General features: G+C 39.8%; 23 protein-coding genes. 3 read left to right on the forward strand and 20 right to left on the reverse strand.

Annotation, left to right across the window (positions count from 1 at the left end; translation table 11 throughout):
- Window positions 1–43: 43 nt before the first annotated feature.
- From gap to glk, 5 genes are all read right to left on the reverse strand, one after another.
- Window positions 44–1,048: a type I glyceraldehyde-3-phosphate dehydrogenase gene (gap, locus tag PUND_RS10495; protein ID WP_010389845.1), complete on the reverse strand. Its 1,005-nt coding sequence runs from the start codon at window positions 1,046–1,048 to the stop codon at window positions 44–46.
- Window positions 1,045–1,677 carry a bifunctional 4-hydroxy-2-oxoglutarate aldolase/2-dehydro-3-deoxy-phosphogluconate aldolase gene (gene eda, locus PUND_RS10500; protein WP_010389844.1) on the reverse strand — a complete coding sequence of 211 codons (633 nt, stop codon included), beginning with the start codon at window positions 1,675–1,677 and terminating at the stop codon, window positions 1,045–1,047. Before eda ends, gap begins: the two co-directional genes overlap by 4 nt.
- 33 nt (window positions 1,678–1,710) lie before the next feature.
- Window positions 1,711–3,561, reverse strand: a complete 1,851-nt coding sequence (gene edd / locus PUND_RS10505; RefSeq protein WP_041709032.1) for a phosphogluconate dehydratase — start codon at window positions 3,559–3,561, stop codon at window positions 1,711–1,713.
- Between the two features lie 338 nt (window positions 3,562–3,899).
- A complete protein-coding gene (locus tag PUND_RS10510) occupies window positions 3,900–4,913 on the reverse strand; it encodes a LacI family DNA-binding transcriptional regulator (protein ID WP_010389842.1) in 1,014 nt (337 codons plus the stop codon).
- Between the two features lie 29 nt (window positions 4,914–4,942).
- The gene (gene glk, locus PUND_RS10515; protein ID WP_010389841.1) at window positions 4,943–5,941 is read right to left on the reverse strand and encodes a glucokinase; all 999 of its coding nucleotides are present in this window, start codon (window positions 5,939–5,941) and stop codon (window positions 4,943–4,945) included.
- Between the two features lie 290 nt (window positions 5,942–6,231).
- On the opposite strand from glk, the gene PUND_RS10520 reads away from it, so the two are divergent.
- Both PUND_RS10520 and PUND_RS10525 read left to right on the forward strand, forming a co-directional pair.
- A complete protein-coding gene (locus PUND_RS10520) occupies window positions 6,232–7,248 on the forward strand; it encodes a LacI family DNA-binding transcriptional regulator (RefSeq protein ID WP_010389839.1) in 1,017 nt (338 codons plus the stop codon).
- 290 nt (window positions 7,249–7,538) lie between these two features.
- Window positions 7,539–8,168: a trimeric intracellular cation channel family protein gene (locus PUND_RS10525; protein ID WP_010389835.1), complete on the forward strand. Its 630-nt coding sequence runs from the start codon at window positions 7,539–7,541 to the stop codon at window positions 8,166–8,168.
- Window positions 8,169–8,180: 12 nt separating this feature from the next.
- Here the strand turns inward: PUND_RS10525 and PUND_RS10530 are convergent, their stop codons facing one another.
- From PUND_RS10530 to PUND_RS10580, 11 genes are all read right to left on the reverse strand, one after another.
- On the reverse strand, window positions 8,181–8,420 hold the full coding sequence (locus PUND_RS10530; RefSeq protein WP_010389832.1) for a DUF3955 domain-containing protein: 240 nt from the start codon (window positions 8,418–8,420) through the stop codon (window positions 8,181–8,183).
- 110 nt (window positions 8,421–8,530) lie between these two features.
- Window positions 8,531–8,956, reverse strand: a complete 426-nt coding sequence (locus PUND_RS10535) for a GNAT family N-acetyltransferase (RefSeq protein WP_010389830.1) — start codon at window positions 8,954–8,956, stop codon at window positions 8,531–8,533.
- A gap of 27 nt (window positions 8,957–8,983) precedes the next feature.
- Window positions 8,984–9,634 carry a membrane protein insertase YidC gene (gene yidC / locus PUND_RS10540; RefSeq protein ID WP_010389828.1) on the reverse strand — a complete coding sequence of 217 codons (651 nt, stop codon included), beginning with the start codon at window positions 9,632–9,634 and terminating at the stop codon, window positions 8,984–8,986.
- 140 nt (window positions 9,635–9,774) lie between these two features.
- Window positions 9,775–10,173: a hypothetical protein gene (locus PUND_RS10545; protein WP_010389827.1), complete on the reverse strand. Its 399-nt coding sequence runs from the start codon at window positions 10,171–10,173 to the stop codon at window positions 9,775–9,777.
- A 258-nt stretch (window positions 10,174–10,431) separates the two neighbouring features.
- The gene (locus PUND_RS10550; RefSeq protein ID WP_010389825.1) at window positions 10,432–10,788 is read right to left on the reverse strand and encodes a hypothetical protein; all 357 of its coding nucleotides are present in this window, start codon (window positions 10,786–10,788) and stop codon (window positions 10,432–10,434) included.
- A gap of 18 nt (window positions 10,789–10,806) precedes the next feature.
- Window positions 10,807–11,166, reverse strand: coding sequence for a hypothetical protein (locus PUND_RS10555; RefSeq protein ID WP_010389823.1), 360 nt, complete (start codon window positions 11,164–11,166; stop codon window positions 10,807–10,809).
- 943 nt (window positions 11,167–12,109) lie between these two features.
- A complete protein-coding gene (locus tag PUND_RS10560) occupies window positions 12,110–12,955 on the reverse strand; it encodes a hypothetical protein (RefSeq protein WP_010389813.1) in 846 nt (281 codons plus the stop codon).
- Window positions 12,956–13,076: 121 nt separating this feature from the next.
- Window positions 13,077–13,892 carry a TIR domain-containing protein gene (locus PUND_RS10565; RefSeq protein WP_010389812.1) on the reverse strand — a complete coding sequence of 272 codons (816 nt, stop codon included), beginning with the start codon at window positions 13,890–13,892 and terminating at the stop codon, window positions 13,077–13,079.
- A 148-nt stretch (window positions 13,893–14,040) separates the two neighbouring features.
- A complete protein-coding gene (locus tag PUND_RS10570) occupies window positions 14,041–14,544 on the reverse strand; it encodes a hypothetical protein (RefSeq protein ID WP_010389809.1) in 504 nt (167 codons plus the stop codon).
- Window positions 14,545–14,686: 142 nt separating this feature from the next.
- Window positions 14,687–15,457, reverse strand: a complete 771-nt coding sequence (locus tag PUND_RS10575; protein WP_010389806.1) for a hypothetical protein — start codon at window positions 15,455–15,457, stop codon at window positions 14,687–14,689.
- Window positions 15,458–15,552: 95 nt separating this feature from the next.
- Window positions 15,553–16,116 carry a hypothetical protein gene (locus PUND_RS10580; RefSeq protein WP_010389804.1) on the reverse strand — a complete coding sequence of 188 codons (564 nt, stop codon included), beginning with the start codon at window positions 16,114–16,116 and terminating at the stop codon, window positions 15,553–15,555.
- Window positions 16,117–16,354: 238 nt separating this feature from the next.
- Here PUND_RS10580 and PUND_RS10585 point away from each other — a divergent pair, with 238 nt between their 5' ends.
- Entirely contained in the window at window positions 16,355–17,320 is a 966-nt protein-coding gene (locus tag PUND_RS10585; protein WP_084601843.1) for an integron integrase, read from the forward strand.
- Between the two features lie 130 nt (window positions 17,321–17,450).
- Here PUND_RS10585 and PUND_RS10590 read toward each other — a convergent pair whose 3' ends face one another.
- The 4 genes from PUND_RS10590 to PUND_RS10605 all read right to left on the reverse strand — a co-directional run bounded on the left by PUND_RS10590 (window position 17,451) and on the right by PUND_RS10605 (window position 25,012).
- Window positions 17,451–19,163, reverse strand: coding sequence for an alpha-amylase family glycosyl hydrolase (locus tag PUND_RS10590; protein ID WP_010389799.1), 1,713 nt, complete (start codon window positions 19,161–19,163; stop codon window positions 17,451–17,453).
- Between the two features lie 70 nt (window positions 19,164–19,233).
- On the reverse strand, window positions 19,234–21,636 hold the full coding sequence (locus PUND_RS10595) for a glycoside hydrolase family 15 protein (RefSeq protein ID WP_010389797.1): 2,403 nt from the start codon (window positions 21,634–21,636) through the stop codon (window positions 19,234–19,236).
- A gap of 36 nt (window positions 21,637–21,672) precedes the next feature.
- On the reverse strand, window positions 21,673–23,163 hold the full coding sequence (locus PUND_RS10600; protein WP_010389795.1) for an MFS transporter: 1,491 nt from the start codon (window positions 23,161–23,163) through the stop codon (window positions 21,673–21,675).
- Window positions 23,153–25,012 carry an alpha-amylase family protein gene (locus tag PUND_RS10605; protein WP_010389793.1) on the reverse strand — a complete coding sequence of 620 codons (1,860 nt, stop codon included), beginning with the start codon at window positions 25,010–25,012 and terminating at the stop codon, window positions 23,153–23,155. The genes PUND_RS10600 and PUND_RS10605 overlap by 11 nt, the downstream gene beginning before the upstream one ends.
- Window positions 25,013–25,022 lie beyond the last annotated feature (10 nt).

Raw genomic sequence — 25,022 nt, forward strand, 5'->3', positions numbered from 1 at the left:
CGTGGCTTGGCTGGATAAAGTAAAATTTAACTACACGGAAAAATTATAAATAAGCACCCAGCGCTTTAACTTGATCTAACATGCGGTTTGAGAAACCCCATTCGTTGTCGTACCACGCCATAACTTTAACCAATTTACCATCAGCACGCGTTTGCGTTGCATCAAAAATTGATGATGCTGGGTTATGGTTAAAGTCAATAGAAACAAGCGGTAGCTCATTGTACTCTAAAATACCTTTCATAGAGCCAAACGCAGCGTCTTTAACCACTTGGTTAATTTCTTCAATGCTTGTATCGCGCTTAGCAATAAAGGTTAAGTCAACCAATGACACATTGATGGTTGGTACACGTACCGCCATGCCATCTAATTTACCGGCAAGTTCAGGCAGTACTAAACCAACGGCTTTCGCTGCGCCCGTTTTAGTTGGGATCATAGATTGAGTTGCACTTCGCGCACGGTATAAATCTGGGTGGTATACATCAGATAAATTTTGGTCGTTAGTGTATGCATGAATGGTGGTCATGCTACCTTGTTCAATTCCTACTGTATCGTTAATTGCTTTAGCAACAGGCGCTAAACAATTGGTTGTACATGAAGCATTAGAAATAATGTTGCTATCGGCATTAATTACATCGCTATTTACACCGTGCACTACGGTAGCATCCATATCTGTACCAGGAGCCGATACCACTACTTTTTTCGCGCCCGCTTCAATATGCTTATTAGCTGCTTCGCGAGAAGTAAATAACCCCGTACATTCAAGTACGATATCAACGTTTAGTTCTTTCCACGGTAAATTAGCAGGGTCACGCTCTTGCGTTAGCGTGATCACATCATCGCCAATTAGCATAGTGTTATCTTTAAGTGTTACTTGCTGTGAAAAACGACCATGTACTGAGTCAAACTGAGTCAGATGAGCATTTACATTGGCTGGGGCTAAATCGTTAATAGCCACAATTTTAATTTCATTATTTTGCGCTGATTCATACAGTGCACGCAATACATTACGACCGATACGGCCGTAGCCATTAATTGCTACATTAATCATTTTTGACTCCTATTAACTTCACATGCTTGGCGAGCAAGCGTTTCAATAGCTTGCCAGTCTTTATTTTCAATAAGTTGTTTGTCTAACATCCACGTACCACCTACACAAATAACATTGTTAAGTGCTAAGTAATCAGGCGCTGTAGCTAAACTAATGCCACCGGTTGGACAAAAAGTAATATCAGGTAATGGGCCGCCAATCGACTTAATCATCGCGGTTCCGCCTGCGGCTTCTGCAGGAAAAAACTTTAAAAATTTAAAGCCGTGCGCTGCTAAATTCATCACTTCGCTTGGGGTTGCTGCACCAGGTAAAAAAGGAATACTTGACTCTTTTGCCAATGCTAATAGTTCATCGCTTACGCCTGGGCTCACCATAAAGTCAGCGCCCGCTTCTACTGACGCGTTAAAGCTTGCTTTATCAACCACAGTGCCAGTACCTACATAGGCCTCTGGTACTTCAGCTTTCATTAACTTTACAGCTTGTGCAGCAATTGGTGTACGTAGTGTAATTTCAAGTGCTTTTAAGCCACCGTTGTACAACGCTCTTGCAAGTGGTGCGGCATCTTCTAGTTTTTCGATTACCACCACTGGCACAACGGGTGCCGATGCTAAGATTTTTTCAATACTCATTACTTGTTCCTCATTACCCAATATGGCTAATTATTATTCAAGTCCAAAAGCACTTGCACCTAAGTCGGCACTGCTTACGATATTTCTAAATCCAGTAAATAATTCACGGCCTGTACCAAATGTTTGGCTTGCTTGGCTAATTTGTAGCTCACGCTGTGCAAGATCTTCGTCGCTTACATGCAGTTTTAAAATACCATTTGGCGCATCTAAAGTAACAATATCGCCTTCATGGATTTTAGCTATAATGCCGCCTTCAACTGCTTCAGGTGCTAAGTGGATTGCCGCAGGAACTTTGCCTGATGCACCCGACATACGTCCGTCAGTAACAATAGCCACTTTGTAGCCCTGATCTTGTAATGTTGCCATTACCGGCGTGAGCTTATGAAGCTCTGGCATGCCTTTAGCTTTAGGGCCTTGCTCTTTAAGAACAGCAATAAAATCTTGGTTAAGCTCACCACGGCTATATGCGTCTTGTAACTCACCTTGTGAGCTAAATACTTTTGCTGGCGCCGACACCACTTGATGCGACTCTGCAACAGCAGATACTTTAATAACTGCTTTACCTAAGTTACCCGTTAGTAGCTGTAAACCACCTTGCTTGCTAAATGGATTGCTTACAGGACGAAGTACTTCTTCATCATGTGAGTTTTCAGGACACGCAACCCATTTAACTTTACTAGGGCCATTGGCATCACTCATAATCAAGTTATCGTCTTTATCAAGCAGTGGCTCACACATGTAAGGTGCAAGACCTTCGCCTAAAATAGTAGTCACATCTGTATGTAGGTAGCCAGCACTGGCTAATTCACGCATTAAGAAGCCCATACCACCGGCTGCTTGGAAATGGTTCACATCTGCTGAGCCATTAGGGTAAATACGCGTCAGTAACGGTACAACTGCTGATAAATCAGACATGTCTTTCCACGTAACCTGAATACCAGCCGCTTTTGCAATCGCCACAATATGGATTGCATGGTTGGTTGAGCCACCAGTTGATAGCAAACCAACGAGGCCATTAATAATGGTTTTTTCGCTGATCACATCGGCTAAACACGGACCATCTTTGTTTTCTGTAAGCTGCTTGAGCATGGTCTCAACTGCATTACCCGTTAAGCCATCACGCAATTCTGTGTATGGATTAATAAACGAGCTACCTGGTAAGTGTAAGCCCATAATTTCCATTAACATTTGGTTTGAATTTGCAGTGCCATAAAACGTACACGTACCAGCACTGTGATAAGAAGCACTTTCCGCCTCTAATAACTCATCGCGAGATACTAAACCTTGGGCAAACTTCTGACGAACACGTGCTTTGTCTTTATTTGGAATACCTGACTGCATTGGTCCTGCTGGTAAAAAATACACAGGTAAGTGACCAAATGATAAAGCACCAATTAATAAGCCAGGAACAATTTTGTCACACACACCTAAACAAAACACACCATCAAACACGTCATGCGATAAAGAAACCGCAGTAGACATAGCAATAACGTCACGAGAGAAAAGCGATAGTTCCATGCCGTCACGACCTTGGGTAACGCCATCACACATCGCAGGTACACCGCCAGCGACTTGCGCGGTCGCGTCAAATTTAGTGGCAATGCTTTTAATTAAATCTGGGTATTCTTTGTAAGGCACATGCGCAGATAACATGTCGTTGTATGAATTAATAATTGCAAGGTTTGGCACCTCATCTGCTTTTAAACGCGCTTTGTCATCGCTACTGCACGCAGCCATAACATGGGCAATATTGCCACAGCCTAAACCAGCACGAACTCTTGTTTGTTTTTTTGCGTGCGAAATACGATCTAAATAGGCTTGACGGGTTTGTTTACTGCGCTCAATAACGCGTTCTGTGACTTCTTGAATTCGAGGGTGCAACATAATTTTACTCATCTCTATTCGTTAGAGGATAAAGGCTCAGTAACAATTATAGACTCCACGAAAATAACTGTACTGAGCATCTTTGACTTACCCGTTCAAAGGTACGCTACCAGGGAGCCTCTCACAACAACCCTGACACCGGTGTCAGGGTATTAACGCATGACAATGACACCGGTGTCAACCCTGAGTAATAAAAATAGTCATTTTTTTTAACATGTGCAATAAATAAACGTGAATTTTTAGTGAAATATTAGCGGCAAATAATGAAGGTTAAAAATGCAGATAAAAAAAGCCCGAGTAAGCGTCACTCATACTCGGGCTACTGTGAAAAAGCGGTTTTATTTTACGGCTGCGGTTGACTCTCGCGTGATTAATTTTGCTTCTAAAATCACCTTATACGGCGACTCTTGCGGCTCAATAATATGGGTAATTAACTGGGTAACAGCTTGTTTAGTCATTTCTTCTACGGGTTGCGCTATAGTCGTTAGCCCAGGCCAAATATGACGCGCTATGGGGGCGTTATCAAAGCCAGCAATAGAAATATCATCTGGTACACGCAAGTTACGCTGTGTGGCTAATTTAAGCACGGCGGCTGCCATGTAATCATTCGATGCAAATACAGCAGTAGGTCGTGGCGATAAATCTAAAATACTACGCGCACTGTCTACCCCTGAGTGATAACTAAAGTTACCCTCTTCAACTAAGCGTTCATTAAATTCAATACCATGGCTTGCTAACGCGCGCCTGTAGCCTTTAAAACGTTGCTGTGTAGCACTGTGATCTGGGTGACCTTTAATAAACGCGATAGAGGTATGCCCTAGGTTTATTAAATGTTCGGTAATTTCAAATGCGCCCTGCTCGTCATTACTGGTAACAGAAATAGAGTCATCTTCTAAAATAGCAGAAGCCACTCGAGCATAAGGAATCTTTTTCGACTTTAAAAAGTCAACCAGTTCTGAAAAGTCACAAAATGGTGGCGTAAGTACTAAACCATCAAGGCGTGATGACTGTAATAGCTGCTCTATATTATTAATAAGTGCATCACCTCTGAGCTCACAAGGGTGAATCAGCAAGTTATAGTTGTTTTCTTGGCAAGCAGCTAATGCGCCTGTTTGCACTCGAGTAATATAACTTTTACTTGGGTTATCGTATAAACAACCAATAATAAAACTACGGTTTTGTGCAAGCCCTCGAGCAATGGGATTAGGTGTGTAATCAAGCTCTTTAAATACCGCTAATACTTTCTCGCGGGTGGCCGCGCTCACATTTGGTTCGTTATTCAGTACGCGCGATACCGTTTTTTTAGATACACCGGCATAACTAGCAACGCTATTTATAGTGACTTTTTTCATCTATTTATTTCCAAATGTATGCAACGTAATTAAACCTGTTGACTCGTATGCAAACACGCGGCAGCACCAATTAAAGGAATGTTGTCTTGTGTTACTAATGTGACCGGAATTTGACCTGTATATTGCGACATTATGCCCTTTTGTGAAAAGCGCTCCATGAAGCGGCTTTCCAGTAAACGAGCCTGCATTCTTGGTAATATGCCACCGCCAATATAAAGGCCACCAAGAGCACCGTAAGCAAGCGCTAAGTCGCCTGCTACACTGCCAATCCAATCACAAAACTGATTAAGCGTTGCCTCACATACTTCACATTCACCGCTGTTGGCTAAGCTACTAATTTGTGCAGCGTCTAAATTCTTTGCGGCGACCCCTTTAACTGCAGCCATTGCTTTATATAGATGAGCAATGCCTGGTCCAGAAAACACCGTTTCTACCGATACATGTGGGTGGTCTTTCTTAAGTGCTTGAATAAGCTGAGCGTCAAGTTCATTTACCGCCGCTAGAGAAATATGACCACCTTCTGAACTCATTACCGCACACGAATGTGCAGTTCTTACTAAACACGCTGCACCAAAGCCTGTACCTGGGCCCATTACACCAATATTTGCTGTGTCGTCTGCTTGGCCAGGTTTAACGGTTACGTTTTGAGAAGGATCTAAATACGGAGCGGCGTAAGCGAATGCAGCGAAGTCGTTTATTACGCTTAATTGTTCAAGGTCAAAATGCTGTTTGAAATCATTAACGCTAAAGTGCCAACCTAAGTTAGTTAAGTGAACTTGGCCTGCGTTAATTGGGCCTGCTACTGCTAGGCATGCGCGTTTAGGATTTATATGAGACACTGTTGATAAGTAATACTCGGTAGCACTTTCGAGGGAGCCATAATTAGCACTTGGAAACGTATGATTATGCTCAATGGTAAATTGATTACTTGATTCATCAAACCCCGTGATCAACGCAAAGCGAGCATTTGTGCCGCCAATATCGGCAACCAGAATTGGATCAAAGTGTGTGCTAGAGTGTAAACCCATAGTGTTATCTCTTTTGTTTAAGTAATGAGTACTTATTATTTTAATGGGGTATCATTGATACTTATTTACTTTGAGCTATCACCTCAAAGCAGCTATCACTGTAAAAAAGGCTACCTTTAATAATAAAGGTAGCTAATACGTTTTGACAACAAAATGATAAAACGTCCTTATTGTGACACCGGTGTCATGAAAAAATCAATAAAAAAATGCCTTTATTGACAAATAAGCTTGAAAAAAATCACTAATAAACGAGAATAGCCCCTTATTGTCCTCTTAAATAAGTAATCGTGATGAAAGGTAAAGCCACCTCATTTGATATAGCCCACTATGCTGGGGTGTCTCAATCTACAGTTTCTCGTGCTTTACGAAATAGTCCCTTGGTAAATGATGAAACCCGAAGGCGGGTTCATGACATTGCCAAAAAGCTTAATTACAAAGTTGATAAAAACGCCAGTAACCTGCGCACTCAACAAAGTAGCACCCTAGCGTTATTGTTGTTTGAAGATCCGACCTCAGATGAATCGCAAATCAATCCGTTTTTTTTAGCCATGCTGGGCAGTATTACTCGCGCTTGCGCTAAAGAGGGTTACGATTTACTCGTGTCATTTCAATCTGCCAGTGCTGATTGGCAGGCAGATTACGAAGACAGTCACCGTGCAGATGGCATCATTTTATTAGGTTATGGCGACTACATAGATTTTCAGCCTAAATTTAACACCTTACTTGAACAAAACACCAAATTTGTTTGCTGGGGAGCAAGTGTTGATAACCGCCCTGATTTAACCATAAGTTGCGATAATTATGGCGGCGGTAAACTCGCCGCTGAGCATTTATTGGCACATAGCCGAAAAGACTGCGCGTTTATAGGCGATGCCTCTGATCATAGCCCCGAATTTTTTGCCCGCTTTAATGGCTTTAAAGACGCGTTACAACAAAATGGCATTACACTTAATGAGCGTAAAATTGCCAATGCTATCTCTACCGAAGAATCAGGCTATCATGCCACTCGTTCATTAATTGCTAATAACATTACCTTTAATGCACTTTTTGCTGCCAGCGACCTTATAGCAATAGGCGCAATACGGGCATTAAAAGAAGCCAATATTAACGTACCAAAAGATGTAGCCGTGATAGGCTTTGATAATATATCTATTGCCAGTTACATTAACCCGCCGCTGACAACCATAGAACAAAATACCACTATTGCTGGGCAAATGTTGGTTGAAAACCTATTAAAGCTCATTAGGGGTGAGCAAGTGCAAAGCACCCTACTACCACCGCGTTTAATTGCACGTGGCTCAAGCTAATTTATTCAGTAAAACCACTTTTAAGAAGCAACAAAATTAAAAACAACAGCGCTCTTTTACCTTAAATTAATTCAGGCTTTATTGCATTTTTACGGTCATTTGTCCTTTTTGCTTTCAATACTATAGCTGGTGCTTTCGTAACATTAACAGGCTATTCACACCTCGCTATCACATTAGTTTTTTTAATCTGAAAGCAGCTGTTTTTAATGTGATTTTTCACTCGTCAATGCATGCTTTTATCACTACAATCCTGTTTTTATTTTATTGTTAAAACTTCAAGCGATCATCTCATGCTATTAACCATCGTTTATATTATAGGTATTACAGCAGAAGCCATGACCGGTGCTCTTAGCGCTGGGCGCAGAAACATGGATTGGTTTGGTGTTATGTTAGTAGCCAGTGCCACAGCTATTGGTGGTGGTAGCGTACGAGATATTTTATTAGGTAACTACCCACTTACTTGGGTAAAACACCCAGAATATTTACTGATCACTTGCCTAGCCGGTATTGTTACCACTTGGTTGGCAAAATGGGTGGTTAAATTTAAAGGCATATTTATGCGCCTAGATGCACTAGGTCTTGCTGCGTTTAGTATTATTGGCTGTCAAGTTGGACTTAATATGGGTTTGCACTATGGAATTTGTGTGGTCGCAGCTATAGTAACAGGTGTATTTGGTGGATTATTACGAGATTTAATTTGTCGCCAAGCACCATTAGTACTTCATCATGAACTTTACGCAAGCGTAGCGCTTATAGTCGCGTGTTTATACTTAGCGCTACACCACTACAACATTGATGACAATATCAGCGTGGTTGCAAGTTTAGTGGTAGGCTATTTAATTCGAATGGCATCGGTACGCTTTAAGTGGCGCTTACCAACATTTAATTTATTAGAACCCGCTAATTTAAATAATGAGTAATAACAGCAGCGGTTAATGCCCACCTGCCCTAGCACTTTTAAATAGCCCGAATACTTTTCGGGCTAACAAACTAACCACAAAAAGAACTCCCAAAGCAAAACACAGTATGCTCAAGGGCATAAACAAGCTTTCATGTAGAACACCATTATTATCAATATACTGATACATACTGTTTTCTATCAGCATAAAACCCGTGCCAAGCAATAAAAAGCAAACACTCAATGTGGCTGTTTTGTTTGTAAAAAAGCGCATAATCTATCCATAACTATTTTATTAAATTGTCGGGATAGCAGTTTGAATGAGCGAATATTAATCTACAGTGACTGAGCAACATTAATTTTTTAAAATAAAAGTCACGCTCATTAAACTAAGCTTTTAGACATATAATAAAACCTGTCGTCTGCTTTATCTATGCTGAAACCTGAACGTGTGTAAAGCTTGTGCGCAGGGCTTATTTTAAAAACCCGAAGCCTAAGTTGCATAGCACCTCTGTGCACAGCTAAACGAGAACACTCACTAATTGCTGCTGCACCAACACCTATATTTTGAAACGCAGCATCTACTTGTAAGTCACGTATATAGCAACCCTCATCATCAAAAGCCAAGCGCATTGCACCCACTACATCGCCATTTAACAAAACATCCCAATTTTCAAGGTCTGAAATTTGCTCACATATTTTAAGTTGCTGCCAATCAACGCCATAATGTTCATAATATCCACGCATATTGGTATAGGTTAACTGTGCAGAAGCCATTAAATCGGCTGTGGGCTGATAACACATATTCATTATTGCCATTCCTTTGTTTAGCGACCTTTACAAAACTTGTTGTGCTTGCTGGTTTTTAAAATATCTATTTACTAATAATGACTGCAACAAGCTAGTACTACTTGATGCAGCCCAGTACAAACCAATTGCAGAAGGAAAGTTAACCAGAGTAACAACACAAATAATTGCGGGAATTAGGAACAATAATGTGCTGGTTTGCTCTGCGCTACCAGGCATCATCATCATAGATAAATATGTAATAGCCCCCACTAGTAACGAAAGCGCAATATCAGGCTTTGCAATACTGGCAATCCAAGCAAACTTACTATTAAATACAATTTGTTGCAAAGCTTGAAAAGTTCCAAGGCCAAATACCCCTTGGCTTGCCATATTAGTCACACTTTTTTTATCGATAAACTTAATGTTGTGCTTTTTATACAGCGCCATAGTTAATTTTGCGATTTCGCTGGGCTGGTTTTTATAGTTGTTTTTTATGCTATCTAGCTCAGGTTTTAGTGCGGCAATTGCTTTTTTATTTCTAACCATATTAGCCATAGCAACAAGGTTAATCGGCATTAAAACTAATCGTCCAATAACGGTAAACAAAATAATTGCAACCGCTTGGCTTACGCCCACTTCTTGGGTAAAAAAGGTGATTGATTGCACAATAAAATCAGTAAATAAATTCCAAATTTCCATTTTAGTTTTCCTTTTAATATTATGTATTAAAAGTAATCATTGCGACATATTATGTCAACAGTTTATTTTAAACTAAAAGAGATTTGCTGTGTTCGAGAGTCCACTTAAACGGGGAAAAGAGCAAATTCGAATCTAAAACTTTATTTGGCAGTGTGCTTTTTAATCCACCAGTTTGTAAATACTAAAACTAAAAAAATGCCTAAAAAGAAAAAATGCACTGCAACAAGAAAATAGTATGTCTGCGGACTTTGTTGGACAAAATAGTCAGTATTTCCTTTCCAAGAAATATTCCCCTCCGAAAAAGCATAATATAATTTGCTAGCTAAAATTATGCTGAGCAAAGATGTGATGACTTTTACGAAAACGAGCCTAGAAAAAAAGTCACGGTCTTTGAGAACTTGTCGTTCTTGAGGCTTGTTGGCCGCAACCTCAATCTGTTGGCAAATTTTAAAATACCGAAGTGGGTAAGCTTGCTGATCAATTGAGCTGCGCGCCTCCAATAACTCTTGGAGGCTATAGTTTTGGTAATCTGGCTCCATTAAGTATCCTGCGTAGATGCCTATAGATAATGACTCCCACACGGTGTTAGCTTAATTCAAAGCCAGAGCCATAATTAGTTTGTCAATTAACTAAACTACAAACGTTAACATGAATAAACATTCACATAAAGAATTCAATGACGCCCATCCTAACTGCCAGCTATAAACTTAATCATAATTAAATTCCTAAATACATTCTTACTTCTGTATATGTAAGAAATCCAATTATCTTATAAGTTTATTTTATTGAGCATACACTTAAGTAATAACAGCAGATATTACTATTAATACCCCACTAAACATCAACCAAAAAAAAGCAAAAACAAACCACTTTTGAATATGTTTAGGTATACTCTGCCTTTTTTCAAACATTCCGTAACGCTTAGCATGAAAGGACCAAATAAAAACCGTAGCGTATTGTAGAATTCCGCTAGCGGATAAAAAGATGTTAAGGCTATAAAACTTAACACCATCATCAAGAGTTTCTTCGAGTAATGGTAACCACTTAGTTTTTAAGTAAATAACCAAACCAATCCAAATAAAAACACCTATACAACCACCGAAAAAAAAGTATGCTGAAATGACTTGAATGGAAGATGGATCAATTAATTGCATTAGTACAAGTGACCAACTTTAGCCTAACCCCAAATGTACAATCAAAACAGCAATAAAACATAAAGCAAACGTCACCATAAACAAGCAAAAATAGACGATAAACCATCGCTGAACACTTTTAGGTACTAACTGTCTTTTATCAAATAAGTCATACCGCTTTGCATGCCTGCCACAAAAGAAAACAGTAGCGTAATGCAATATTCCCATTCCAGCTGTTAGTATGTTTAATGAATAAAAAGCCTTGCCATCATCAAGAATATTTTCCACATTTTTTAATTTTCTATTTTTAATAAAAAACAGCATCGGTGTTAATATTATAAAAAATAAAATAGAAATAGTAAGCCCTAAAGCGACTATAAAAAAATCGGGAAGGCTCATCCTTTTTCCTTAACACTGTAAAAGAGCATATAGTGACAGCCACCTTAACTTCTTAATGAACCTGCGCCACAAAATTTACCAACCCTAACATGACACTCATCACAAAGAAATTAAGATGAGTGTAAGCTTTGTTTTTATTGAACCAACAATGTACACAGTAAACCTAATATTCAATTCACAAACAATCACACTTATCAAAAAAATTTAATAAGCACGACAGAAAAATGCCTTACTATTGCTTATTTTTAACCATAAGATAGTCAATAGTTGCAACACATATAGAAAAGTGAAGTACCCAAGGTATTTCCATAATAAGTACTTTGTACTATCGGGTGATGCAATATTAAAAGAAAATAAGCGGCCGTCCTTTATAACAAAGACTAAGGCCAGAAAAAGTAAACAACCCATTATATTTAAATAAGTTAAACGGTTAAGTTTATCAAGAATGAAAATGATAGGAATACCAATTACTGTATTACCCATATATGCAATCACCCCCCCCAAAAAAACAGATCATCTTATAAACTTCCCAGAGTCTACTTTGGGTGACTTCTAACTGTATAGAGAAAACACTAGCGAATAAAAATACAACGCCTAATGCCGGAAATATTATTAAAGGTGCGAATAGCAACATGCTTAAATATCTCAAAGCAACCTCCTTGCTATAAAAAAGCCGCAATAACGGCGTACAATATTAGATGGCTAAACATAGTGTGAGTGATTATATCAACGGATATTACAACAACGTTAGGCCACATCATTATAATGCCCGTTTAGCACCAAATGAATCTGAGGTTAGATACAAAGACTCTAAAACTGTGGCCAAATTAGTTGACCCCTATACTTTAACGCTTTGCTAAGCGGCAATAAAATAGCTGGCTAAAATTAGCGAGGAACGAGCAAAAGCCAGCTGTTTTTTGTCCGTTTAAGCAACTTGTTAGAGCTATTTTTTAAAGGCTTTAATTATGGTCTCGAATGTAGTTAAATTTTTATAAGTAAAACAAAATAAAACAACGTAACAAGCAATACATTTATTTAAATCTATTACTGTAATTTCATTCTCTAACTTTCCGTGTGCAATTAGGTTTCGTATTTTTTTTACTTCACGTAATAAGCCTTGAAACTCTCCCCAGATTGGCACTTGTTTTAGATCGTCCGTAGCAAATGATTCTTTCGCAACAATTTTAACTTTTAAATCTAGTGCTAAGTGCTCTAGTGCATCATGAAGTTCTGTATGAATCTTCAGCTGAATTACATCAAGTTTACTGCGAATAATTGCTTCCATTGCGGAAAAGTACGTAAAAAAAGCCATTTTTATATTATTTTCAGATTCTAATAAATATGCGTCAATAGCCAATTCTTTGTAGAGGCTTAAATTTACATAATCGCTTTTTAATAAGCCTGTTATGCAGATATCTGCTTCGGCATCCATGTCAATATCAGAGTAATCTCCCTGTAGGATACCTCTCAAAGTTACTTTTCTTTGACGTTCATTTACCTCTTCAATCTCATAGCTTAAACCTCGTTCGTCTCCTAAATCAGTATGTAAATCACCATCGATAACAAAGCCGTAATCCTCTAGGTTAGCATTCACAATGAACGAATAATCTGTCGATAAATCAATATCATCTTCTAGAAAGTATTCTTTAAGTGAGAATCTATCATGTCGAATAAGATCAGGGTCTGGATAGGTATTGATCGTTACTCTTTCTGAGTGCTCACCTATTTCCTCAATTAAATCTAAATGTAAAATAGAACCGTCAGATATTCCTTGAATAATTTTTTGCATGCCTAACCTCTGGATAGCTCTAACGCCCGATTAACGGGTAAAAAATTGTGGGCTAAAATTGAGCGAAGCGAATAGCCCGCAAGTTTTTTATCCCTGTTGAATTGCTTGTTATACGCACAAACTACACACTGATTTTGTAACCAGCCGCTTTAAGTTCTCTTATTATTGCGTATGCTTGAGGATCAACTGAACCATCTACCTTTTTATAAACTAGACCGTTCAAATCACTTGGCAAAACCACATCGCCTTTATGCAAGCAACAAACACGATTTCGTCCTAATTTACCTACAAAATACCCAAACTCAAATATGACATTGGGCCTAGCTCTATACTCAATTACTTTATCCGGTTCAGGGATATTAATTTGATCAGCTGTATAACTAATTTCGTCAGGGGTTAACAAAATGAAAGCAAAACCTACATCACTATGTTTTTCAAATTTTTCAATCACAGTAGCGCCTTCATCGGCCTCACGATGAAGGACAACTGGCACTAAACCTATCTCGTGTAAAAAGCGTTCAACATCAGTTTTTAAACTTTCATCATGACCATGCACAACAAAAATTTTATTAGAAAGTGCTGCTGATGTCGGGGTGCTCTTTTCTTCTTTAAGCTCTCCATAAACATCATTTTTTAAAGTCGTTGCCAATATTTTTAATGCTTTAACTAAATTAGATTTTGCTATCTCAAATTTATCAGGCCCATTACCTTCGGTGTATTGCGTAAGCCCTTCGGCAATTAGAGACATTGCAGGAGAATTATCAGAAAGGTGTTTGGATACTATATTTTGAGCTCTTATTTTAAATATCCCCCATTCCGGAGAGTCAGGGCCACCATAACGTCCTTGATAATCACCTACAGCTAAACAAAAATTTTGAAAAGTGAAATTTTCACCTTCCTCAATTAGTCTCTCGACTATCTCAATCTGACTTTCCATAGCTCTCTCTATGATTAAATTTAACGCTAAACTTTAGGTGCGTATAACGCTTTGCTAAGAGGCTAAAATGGTTGGCTGGCTTTTTTGCGGTACTTTGCAAAAAACGAGCAAACTGTTTTAGTCCTTTTAAGCAACTTGTTAGCACTATTTATTGAAGTTGTAAGGAGATGCGAGAATCACCTTTTTCAGATTTTTGGCTTTTAGATGAAGGAACTCCTACTTTAACTCCGTTCACTTTATAAGTAATAACTCTGCTATCTGTAGTCTTAGGGATTAACAAGTTATGTGGAGCACCTGTAGCATAGTAGTCTAGTGCTTCATTTGTACCGTTATATGTATTACTAACAAATGTATATGCAACATCATATACAGGAGATTTTGGAGTGGAACTTTCTGCTTGTGTTACATAAATAAGATTAAAGTTACTTTCATTTTCTTTATTAATATCATTACTAATATGAGTAACGCCAACTTTAGAGTTTCTAAATAATTCAATATTATCAAAAGTTAGCTCTCTCATGGATTGAGCATCTCCAGCTAAAATTGAGACGTGAATTTTCAATTCTAATGGTAATGTTAATTCAGTTGCTGCGTTTACTGTATATGAAAATAAAGTAGATAAACAAAGGCTGGTCAATATTAATTTTTTCAAGAAATTATTCCTTTAAATGTTAAATGATATTCTAGATGTAAGATATAGTGCTAACGCCCGCTTAAGCGGACAAAAATTGTTGGTTATAATGTGGAGCGAAGCGGAACCTAAGCAACTGTTTTTGTTCCGTTTAAAGCTCTTGTTAGCTCACTGCTGATAGTTGAGTACTGAGTCTATTAAGTGGTTGAAGCTCTGACAAAAATGAATCGTTGAGATAATGTATCAGATCTTTAGATTCCTCATACATTACAGTAGCTTTTTCTAGAGTGCATTGTTCTTGCCAACTAGCACTAACGGTTGGGACAGATTCAGAAACGGATCGACTTTCAGCAGAGCTAAAACTTGCATCTACATGTTCAGTTCTACCATGTGCGAGAGCATTTCTAGCCTCAAAAAGTTGATCATTTACCTGCAACCATTTATCGTATTCAGCTTGGGGAGTATTACATGCTTTAAGAACAGATTTGAGCTTATCCTTTGTTGAAAACTTGTACACTCGTTCCATTGCATTGAATTCATTTGAACTCATTATATCTTTGTCAAATGCGTCCCTTTGCTTTCTATGAACCGATTTCCTAAGATACTTCAACATTATGTCTGCTTGCGATTTGTAGCCTAAAATCTCCGCAAGTTTTACATTAAAAGGTTCATTTTTGTTTAAGTCTTTCATCAATTTCAAAGTATTGTGGATTTCTTCTTGATCACTATCGTCTAAATACTTCGATGCACGCGACTCATAGTCATAGATTCTTTCACAAAGGTAGTTTAGGTAGCTTTCAACCATAAATGCAGTTAGCGCAACACTTGTTAAACCAGCACACTGAATGCCAAAATTTTCTGCTGCTAATGTTCTCTCCACTGATGCAGAAAAATATGCATGAGCATAGACAGTACCTTTCGATTGTCCTTTCATTTTATCTCCATAGGAAGAAATTTAACCGGTGAGCTAACGCCGCCATAATTTGACCGCCTGAAGCGCAGCGTAAGGCGGTCAAATTGATGGCTTTGTTAGCTGCCAAACCCGAGCAACTTCTTAAAATCGATGCCGATACCACTGATATTTGGCTGAAGAATGAAAGCGTCTGCTGCAGAGCGCCAGCCACTTTTTTTCTTTATTTCTTTTTGAACCGAAAAATTCGTAAGTTCTTTCTTTTCTTCGATATCTTTAAATATTTTATGAATCAGTGCAACTACGTCACTCGTGGTTTTACAACATTTCTTTAGCGGAATAAGGAGAAGCTTGTCATCAAGCTCACCACTTTCTCTCCATGCATGATTATTTTCTTTAAAGTATCTAGGGTGCAATGTAGTAATCATTAATGCGGGCAGCATTTCTTCACCATGCTCACCATTGATTCCATGAAAGGAAAACACCTCATTTTCAAAATGAATCGGCTCTACACCTGCGATTACAACAGACTTAGATTTCGAGGCCAGCCTAGCCATATTGGTGAAGTTCGCACGCATAGCTTCTGACAACGGCTCATGCCAGCCGTAATCGAGCATGTAAATGAAATATTCCCTTTCCGCATCAGCAGGGAGGTTACCTAAATTATGAACATGTAAACCCATGCCGATTTCTCCATAGCAGCTAACAGCTTATTCAAAGGCTCTAAACCCGCAAGTTGTAGACATAAAATCCTTTGATTTTTTAATACTTTAAGTTTAACTCTGTATCTAAATGTAAATCAAGGGATTTATATTTGTTGTTTTTTTGTTGTTGTAAAATACAAGAAATAATCCCGCGAGTTGTTGAAAAAAAACTAAATACAACTACTGTTTATATATACAGCACCAACTAGAGCAGATTATCGCTTCTATATTTTTAGAATCAATCCGTGACTTTATGATAACGCGTCGTTATGCCAAGCGTACTATAGACACTTATCAATATTGGATAAAATTTTACATTTTATACCATGGTAAAAAACATCCGGCGCAATTGGCAGAGTCGGAGGTTGAGCAATTCTTATCTTATTTAAGTAATCAGCGTAATGTTGCAATGAAAACTCAGGCAACGGCTTTAAATGCTTTGGTATTTTTATACCGTCATATTATTAGTCGACCGTTATCACTTGAAATGAATTTTAATAAATCACTCGTGTCACCTAAATTACCTGTAGTACTGACCCGTGAAGAAATACAGCGTTTATTATTGGCAATGGATCCAAAGTATAAACTTATCGCTCAGATACTTTACGGTAGTGGTCTACGTTTAATGGAAGCTGTAAGGCTACGGGTAAAAGATGTCGATTATGACTATGTCTCATTAATGATTTGGCAGGGCAAAGGCAATAAAAACCGCAGAGTAACATTAGCACTCGAACTACTGCCGTTTTTGCGCAGCCAAAGTCACTTGGTAAATGACTACTGGCATCGAGATAAACAAGCAACAGACTATGCCGGTGTCTGGCTTGCGAATGCATTAGCTAAAAAATACCCAGCGGCTCCTTATGAAATGAGCTGGCAATATTTGTTTCCTTCTGCCCAGTTAAGCATGGACCCAGAAAGTAAAAAGCTGCGTCGCCACCATATTGATGAAACAACAGTTCGTAAAGCAATTAAACAGGCAGCAAAGCTGGCAAAAATTCAAAAAAATGTTACCTGCCATACACTACGGCACTCGTTCGCTACCCACTTACTTGAATCTGGTGCAGATATACGCACTTTGCAAGAACAACTCGGCCATAGCGATGTTCGCACCACGCAAATATATACGCATGTTTTACAACAAGGCGCGAACGGGGTAATTAGCCCACTAAGTAAAATATTATAAAGTATGAATTTAAAAGACTTTTATCTAATCTAATAAACTTTAAAAATGAGCTATAACTTGGGGCAATGCAATAAAAACATTTCTACAAAAAGGGGCTAACGCATGTTAGTCCCTTTTGTGTGTGTTTTATTTACAGTGTGTTATTCAGTAACAACAAACCATAACCAGCGAGTTGCTCGCCATTGAGGTCGTGTTGCCAGTTTGGCGTTAAATCATCGCGTTTGATGCTGCTGACGCTTTGCGGGTTAGCGGTTAAGTTAAACACAAACATACTTTTACTGCCGTTTAACTCGCGGGTTATTTCAACTAGGCCATTGCTATGCTGTGTTAATTCATAACTGCCTTTAATGCCCAGCTCTGGGCGCTGTTTTTTTAGTGCGATTAAGTGCTGATATAAACGCCACAGTGAATTAGATTGTGCTTGTTGCGTTTTTACATTGCGATCAGCAGCATTAATTTGCTGTGCTAAATATTCAGGCCACCACTGGGTGTAGTTATCACCAAACAGTTCAGCCTGCTCAACCCAACTTGTTTGAGCTTGAGTAAAACCAGCTTGGTTGCTGTTATTCCACTGCATTGGTGCGCGTTTATACACATCGTGACCTGTGCCACCTTGTGTTAGGCCAATCTCTTCACCGTAATAAATATACGGCGTGCCAGGAGAGCTAAATAACATGGCAGCAGCAAGTTTTGCTTTATCGTCGTGCTCTGCAAGTTGATAAGCAACACGTTGTTGGTCGTGATTAGTTAAAAACGGTGCAAAAAAATCAAGCGGTGCAGTTGAATCAATACGCTGTTGTAAGTTTTGTTTAAGCACATTGGCATCAACTGTACTCACTTGTTGATTAGACTGCATGGTGCCAAATTGTGCTTCACCACTGGCATCGGGTTTTAATAAGCCCAGTATTTTATAGCCCACTTCAAAATCAAAGCCTTGGTCGAGGCCTTTACCTTCGCCAAAGTATTTTGCTGCAACGGGAATGTCTGCCCAAGCTTCACCTACTAAGTACGCCTCTGGATCAACGCTTTTTACGTATTGGTTAAAGTGCTGCCAATATGCAATGGTTTCGTCGGTATCGGCTTGCGCATCTGCGCCACCTTCCATTGCAAAACGAACTGCGTCTAATCTAAACCCTGCAACGCCTTTATCAAGCCAAAACTTAGCCATTTTTTCCATTTCGGCAACAACATCAGGGTGGCGTAAATTCAAGTCTGGTTGGCTCGCTCCAAACGCACCATAGTAATACTGCTGACGTGTTTCATTCCAATGCCATACTGCGTCGGGTTGGTCGTTATTACTCCAAGCATGTCCCCAACCACTTCCGGCTTTTGGCATATCGTCGCGCCAAATAAAGTAATCTGCATAAGGGGCTTCATTATTTGCTGAACGCTGAAACCATTCATGGTTACTTGATATATGGTTTATAACTAAATCAAGTATGACTTTCATGCCTTTGTCGTCAGCAGCTTTTATAAAGGCTTCAAACTCTGCCATGCTGCCGTAGTCGTTTTCTACTTGGTAAAATTCAGTAAAATCATAGCCATGATAAGAAGGTGCTTCAAACATCGGGGTTAACCACAATGCGTTAACGCCAAGCTCTTGTAGATACGGGAGCTTTTGGGTCATACCATTAAAATCGCCATGACCATCAGCATCGCTGTCGTAAAAACTGCGGGGCCAAATTTGGTAAAAAATGGCGTTTTCCCACCACGGATTTGCTTGTTGTTCAGTATTTAGTGGCGATGTTTCGGTGTTATTAGTGACGTTATTTAATGATGGTGCGCTTTGGCAGCCTGTTAGCATGATTGCTAATGCTAATGCGCTCAAGGTAAATGTTTTCATTTCAGCCTCGTTATTATTGTAATAACTAACATAGCCGTATTTTACTACGGCTATGTTAGTTAGTTTGCGGTTATTTTAGTGCTTTAGTTACCACTGGGTAATGATCCCATACCTGCTTGTCGCTTAGTGAGCGCACTAGCTTAACGTATTCCGCATGTGTCCACGCCAATGGTGTGGCCGAGTTAGTACCCTCGCCTAACGTGTAACCCGCTTTATTAATGCCTACACCATCCCATACTTGTTCAGGTAGCATCATGCCTTGGTTAGCAAATTGCTCTAGGCCTTTTACATAACTATTTTTAATAGCCTGCTGTTTTGTTGCATCTAAACTGTTATTCGCACTTGCGGCGGCAATTTCGTAATGACCACGTTCACCGGTAAAAAATGGCCAAACTCGCCCACGTTGCCCTGGGCTATTTTTTCCACCTTGCGCATAGTTAGCGCCCGTTACTTCGTCTTCACCGTATCCGTCATTACCATAGCGGCGGTAGCCTGCAAATGTGCCGCTGCCGTCAGTAAACTCAAAGCTGTATTTAACTTGTAGGTTATCGGTTAGGGTTTCGTCATCATATTCTGGCAGTGTTTTGACTATGCTGGGCGCTAGTGCATCACGCACGCCATAGCGAACGAGTTCTAAAAATCCACCATCGAGTATTTGCTTTTTATTAAACCCTTCACGGCCATTATTAGCGTTAATTTTAGTATTTGAATTGGCGTCTTTGTCTTGGCCAATACGAATAAAATATTCACCATCAGAGGCACTCGACTCTAAATTACCAGCGGTTGTAAACATTAATTTTTCAATATCATTGTTATAACGCTTAGCTGTATTTAGGTAACGTGTTGCATTGGCATCATCACCTGCTAGTTTAGCGATATCGGCTGCAGTAATTAAACCGGCAACAACCGCGGCGGTGGTTGATGGAGAATACCCTTCTTGCTCTTCCCAGCGTTCTTGCTGAGTAGCTGGCGGCGTTATTTGTGCGTCGTTCCATAGAATGTTTGCACGGCCACCCTCAACTAAAAAGTCTGCTGCGGGCTTTAACATACGGCTATACCAATCGGTGAGCTCTGCATCACTTAATACACCTGCCTGATGGAGTTTCCATGCAAGCATGAGTGGCATTGCTGTTTGGTCTAGCTGTACGCCTACCCATTCTAGTTCACCATCAACATGTGTTTTTTGTAAAAACCACCCTGTATCGCCTTTATTGCCTGGGGTTTTGCTGTTTACTTGAACTTTTTCAAGGTATTCGAATGCGGTTTTAGCGGTCGCATTATCGCCCATGGCCATGAACGCCATGGCAACTTGATAAAAGTCGCGCACCCATACCGCTTTGTAACCAGTAGAGCCTGTTTTAGCCGATACGGTTTCGCCCCAAGGGTTAGATAGTGAGGCAATAAGCGCACCTGCATGAGTTTTATCTTCTTGCGCTTTAAGTACCATTGCACTGGTGTAAAGTAACTTGCCGTTATCTGCGGTTTGTTCGCTCATGTTATTTAGCGGGGCAAGGCTTTGCAGGTAGTCTTGCCAACCAAGCGCTTCGCCTTTACCGTTGTAATTATCAAGCACCGCTTGGTAACCTTTGGCTAACGTAGCTTGGCCTTGTTTAAAGCTGGTTTGTTCGCTATTACCAAAGCTTAGGGTTAAATCGAACTGGCTGTTTTCACCAATTTCACCCAGCTCTGCTAGTAGGCTAACATTACCCGATTGTTCACCGGTATTTTTATAAACCTGAGTAAGCTGCTGAGTTGTTTTAAGCTGGCTTAAACCATCGCTCACACCTATAAAACCAACACTTGTTTGTTTAAATGGCTGAGCACCTTGCAATGAAAGGTAGCTGTTGTCTTGCCATGCAAGCAGTCCTTGTTCTGTGGTTTTAGCAAAATCATCAAGGCCGTTATTGTCAACATACGGGTTAACGCTTACGTATGCCTTAACGCCTTCAAGCTCGGTATTAAAAATACTGCGTACAAATAAGCTTTGCCCATCAGGATCGGTAAATATGTGTTTTTCGAGGCTAAAGCGGCCTTGTTTATCTTTACTTACTACTTTGTAAGCTAATGATAACGGGCGGCCTTTATCGTCTTTGTATAAGTAGTCAATGGTAACGTCTAAATCGTCAGCTTCTGTGACTGTAAAATCCTTTCCTACTACCACAAATTGCATGTCTTTAATTTGCGCTTGGTGAATAAGCCCAAACATTGTTTCGGTGATCATACCTTTAGCAATTGAAAACCATACTTTTGAAACCGCTCCTGTAGGGGCCTCATCACTGTAATGGCCATTTTGATATTGCTCAAATGATGTGCCAATACCGGTTTTACCTGCATAGGCCCAAAATGGATCTGCCCCAGGGGCTCCCGGTGCCGATACCTGAATTACAGCGCTGTTTGATGGCTCTTGCTGCGCGCCACAAGCTGTTAAACCAAGCATTAATAAACTGGTGGTAATTGTATTTAATTTTTTCATTTTAAAGCCTTAATTAATTTCAGTTTACTCGTTACTTTACTGAGTGTGCTTAACACGCAATACCGCAACCGCTGCAAGTACAAACGACACAGCGCCCAGTACTAATGCGTAAATAGGTTGGTTTTCAAAAAAGTGGCGTAATATTAATCCCAGTGCGCTGGCGGCTAATAATTGTGGGATCACAATGAAAAAGTTGAAAATGCCCATGTAAACGCCCATTTTATGACTCGGTACCGAGGTGCTTAACATTGCATAAGGCAGTGATAAAATAGACGCCCACGCAAAACCTACGCCTATCATTGGCCAAATAAGTAAACTGGGATCTTTTATGAACATAAAGCTCGCTAGACCCAACGCACCTAAAATAAGGTTAAGTGCATGTGCTACTTTTAATCCCACGCGTTTAACGATGATCGGGATACATAAAGCAGCAATCGCGGCAAAACCGTTGTATGCAGCGAATAATATACCCACCCAATCTGCACCGTTGTTGTAGGCTAACGAGCTGGTGTCGGTACTACCGTAATGAAAGCTAGTAACCGCTGAGGTGCTATAAATCCACATAGCAAATAACGCAAACCAACTAAAAAATTGTACCCATGCCAATTGCTTCATCGCCTCAGGCATAGTGAATACATCATTCACTACATTATAAAAACCGCCGCTAGTGTGCTGTTTAGCTTTTAATGCCGCTGCAATAAATTGAATAACACCAAAACTAACTAACCCAGCAGCCAGCAAGTAAAGTTCTTTTTCCAGATCCAGCCCTAATACCGTGGCTAAAACAAGCAAACCTAAGCCGCTAAAAATAACGCCGCCTTTGGTAAAGTTTACGCTATTAGTAATATTGGTTTGTGTTGTTTGTGATTCTTGTTGATTAAATTGTGCAAGCTGCTCGGGTGAATACTCTTTTGTGGTGACAATAGTCCAGCCAACTGCAATAAATAAAATAACCCCACCAAAGTAAAACGAATACTTTACAGAATCAGGAATTTGACCAATCGGTGCGGTATTAGCAATATCAAACCAGTTAGTCATCATCCAAGGGAGTGCTGAAGCAACCACTGCTCCTACGCCAATAAAAAAGCTTTGCATAGCATAGCCTGTGGCGCGCTGCTTGTTTGGCAAGTTGTCGCCTACTAAAGCACGAAACGGTTCCATGGTAACGTTAATTGACGCATCCATAATCCACAGCATACCTGCAGCAATCCAAAGCGTAGGAGAATTTGGCATAATAAAAAGCGATAACGTGGTTAATATAGCGCCATATAAAAAGAAAGGACGACGGCGACCTAATTTGCCCCAAGTTTTATCACTCCAATAACCAATAATTGGTTGCACAATTAAGCCTGTGAGCGGCGCTGCAACCCATAAAATAGGAATATCATCGACATTAGCGCCAAGTGTTTGAAATATACGGCTTACGTTACCATTTTGCAGTGCAAAGCCAAATTGAATGCCTAAAAAGCCAAAGCACATATTCCATATTTGCCAAAAGCTTAAGGTTGGTTTGTTGTTATAATTCATGATCAGCCTTATTTGTTAAAACGGCACTACTGAGTGCATCAAGGGTCAGCGTAAAGGTTGTACTTTGTTTCTCATCGCTCACCAAAATACCGTTATGCGACTCTAGTAGGTCGTATAGCGTTGAGTTTGGTTTGAGCATAGTTGCTTGATTCGGCGTGAGCGTAATAGTGACTGTTTGCGCTTGCTGGCTAAAGTTGCTCAGCACCCACAATGATTGCTGCCCTAGGGTGCGTACAAAACCCACCACTCTATCACTGCCTGTTACCATCAAGGGTGCCATATCACCGGCAACAACAGCAGGTAAGCCATTAAGTTCCATAATTGCGATATAGTATTGACGTAACTGTGCTTGCTCAGGAGTTAAATTTGCGCCATCAAACTTGCCATTATTCATCCACGCTTGGTGCGCTGGTACGCCAATGTAATCAAAAATACTAGTGCGTGTAGGCGAACCAAAGCCTGCGTTTTCAGATCCATCTTCACCTACGTCTTGACCAAAATAAAGCAAGGTTGGCGAACGACTAATTAAGTTAGAAACCACCATAGCCGGTTTACCCCATGCAGCGTTGCCAGCAAAGTCAGGACTTGCGATACGTTGTTCGTCATGGTTTTCTAAAAAGTGCAGCATGTGCTGCTCAATGTCTGCCACTTCTGCTTGTGCTTTAAATAGAGTGTTAGCGGGTTGCTTACCTTGCATAATCCCTTTTAGGGTGTCGTAAAAACCGACTTTGTCATACAAGTAGTCCATTTTACCTTGGTGAATATAGGTGCGGTACATCAACGGGTTATATACTTCGGCGAGTAGAAACGCATCAGGTTTATGTGTTTTTATTGATGAATTTAAAAAGCTCCAAAACTCAACAGGTACCATTTCAGCCATATCATAGCGAAAGCCATCAACCCCTTTATCTAACCAATAAAGGGCAATATTTCTAAATTTATACCAACTATTTGGCAGTTCTTTATCTTGCCAAAATTCATAATGTGCACGGTAATCTTGGTTTTCAAGCGATTTAGGTAAAGTTGGAAAGTCTAGGCTGCCATCGGGTTTAACACCGTAGTTAACTTTTACCGTTTCGTACCAGTCGTTTATATCAGGCTTTGGAGCACGTGCACCATTGCCAGTCCATTTTGCTGGGATTTCACTAAATTGACCATCGGCTAAAGGGTGTTTGTTGCCACCTAATACTTGGTAGCTGTCGCTTGTTGGTACTTTAAATGATTCACCCGGTACATAGTAAAAATTATTATTTTTAGCATACGCCTTGCTAGTATCATCGTCCTCACCAAAGTCTTTCACGCCGTTAGGCTTTGCGATTGAGTGATAATCTCGAGCCACATGATTAGGAACAATATCAATAATTACTTTCATATCATGATCATGAGTACGCTCAATTAGCGCGCTGAACTCTTCGAGTCTATTAGTAACATTAATTGCCAAATCAGGGTTTACATCGTAATAATCTTTTATTGCGTAAGGCGAACCTGCACGCCCTTTTACCACATCAGGATCGTCTTGTTTTATACCGTACTCAGTGTAATCACCCACCAAGGCATGATGCAAAACGCCGGTGTACCACACATGCGTGGTACCTAGCTCTTTAATGCCTTTTAATGCCTCGTCGTTAAAATCAGCAAACTTACCAACTCCATTTTGCTCTTTGGTTCCCCATGGCACATTAGCGGTTTGGGTGTTACCAAATAAACGAGTAAATACTTGATATACCACTGGCTTAACTGGGTCTGTTTGCTTAACTAACAAATCTGTTTTTATCTCTTTGTCATCACTGCAACCGTGCACCAGCAATGCGCTGCATATAAGCAACGGCGTGTAAAATCTTTTTTTCATTGTGTGTGTC

Source organism: Pseudoalteromonas undina (genome assembly GCF_000238275.3).
Taxonomy (GTDB): Bacteria; Pseudomonadota; Gammaproteobacteria; order Enterobacterales; family Alteromonadaceae; genus Pseudoalteromonas; species Pseudoalteromonas undina.